The organism is Paracoccus angustae (genome assembly GCF_042648745.1).
GTDB classification, from domain to species: domain Bacteria; phylum Pseudomonadota; class Alphaproteobacteria; order Rhodobacterales; family Rhodobacteraceae; genus Paracoccus; species Paracoccus angustae.
Map to the genome: position 1 here is coordinate 1 of NZ_JBHRXY010000107.1, position 1,522 is coordinate 1,522.

Consider the following 1,522-nt stretch of genomic DNA (forward strand, 5'->3'; position numbering starts at 1 on the left):
TGCGCATCTATACCACAACGCACCCGGCCGAGCCGGAATATCTGTCGTGGAATAAGGGGTTGACTGCGATCATGAGAACAGGCTGCTGAAGAACTCTGCCCTCGACGCGGTTTTCGGGACGTGATTCATCCTCACCGCTAGGTTTTGGGGGTGAGGGATGCGCGGGACGGACGAGGTGACGGGGTCGCTGTTCAGCTATGTCAACCTTGAGGAGCGGATTCCGGCCGGGCACCCGCTGCGCAAGGTGCGCGAGATCGTCAACGAAGCGCTGGCCAGCCTCGATGCCGAGTTCGACCGGCTCTATTCGGCCGAGGGGCGCCCTTCCATCGCGCCGGAAAGGCTGCTGCGCGCGAGCCTGATCCAGATCCTGTTCTCGGTGCGCTCCGAGCGGCAGCTGATGGAGCAGATGCGATACAACCTGCTGTTCCGGTGGTTCGTGGGCCTCGGCATCGACGACCCTGTCTGGGTGCCGACGGTGTTCTCGAAGAACCGTGACCGCCTGCTCACGACCGACATGGCCCGGAAGTTCCTTGCGGCGATCCTCGCGCACCGCGAGGTCGCGCCGCTGCTGTCGGACGAGCACTTCTCGGTCGACGGCACGCTGGTGAAGGCCTGGGCCTCGATGAAGAGCTTCCAGCCGATGGCCGCGGAGGCGCCGCCAGATGAGGACCGCGGCCCGGGCGATCCGCCCAGCCCCCGCTCCGCAGACACCCCCAACCAGCCACAGCCCGAGACCGAGACCGAGACCACCCCGATGACCCGCCCCGTCCGCCAGGATCGTAATGCCGAAGTCGACTTCCGGGGCGAGAAGCGCTCGAACGCCACGCATGCCTCGACCACCGACCCCGAGGCGCGGCTTTACAAGAAGTCGCCTGGCGCAGGCGCGATGCTCTGCTTTATGGGGCACACGCTGATGGAGAACCGCAGCGGTCTGATCGTCCAGGCCGACCTCACGCGTGCCGATGGCCATGCGGAGCGCCGCGCCGCGCTCGACATGATCCACCGCCACTCGCCGGGCTCGACGCGCCGCCTGACCCTCGGCGCCGACAAGGGCTACGACAGCGCCGACTTTGTCGCCGATCTCCGCCAAGCCTGCGTGACCCCGCATGTCGCCCGAAAGGCACGGCACTCCGCCATCGACGGACGCACCACCCGTCATCCCGGCTATTCCGCCTCGCAGAAGCGCCGCAAGAAGATCGAGGAGCCCTTCGGCTGGGCCAAGACCGTGGGTGGCATGGCCCAGACGGTCTATCGCGGCGTCGAGCGTGTTCGCGCCAGGTTCACCCTCACCATGGCCGCCTGCAACCTCGCCCGACTGCCGCGCCTGCTTGCCGGGTGATCGGGGGGACGAGCACGAGTGCGCCGTCCCCCCGGCCGCAGCAGCAGTCGTCAAACCCGGCAGATCGGAAAAACCGTCCCGATGCCTGACTTCTTCAGCGACCTGCTCTCATGATCGCAGTCAACCCCTTATTCCACGACAGATATTCCGGCTCGGCCGGGTGCGTTGTGGTATAGATGCGCA

General features: G+C 66.5%; 1 protein-coding gene. It reads left to right on the forward strand.

The genetic code is table 11. From position 1 onward, the window contains the following. The first annotated feature begins 157 nt into the window (after positions 1-157). On the forward strand, positions 158-1,339 hold the full coding sequence (locus ACFOM8_RS22945) for an IS5 family transposase (RefSeq protein WP_377764676.1): 1,182 nt from the start codon (positions 158-160) through the stop codon (positions 1,337-1,339). Positions 1,340-1,522: the final 183 nt, after the last annotated feature.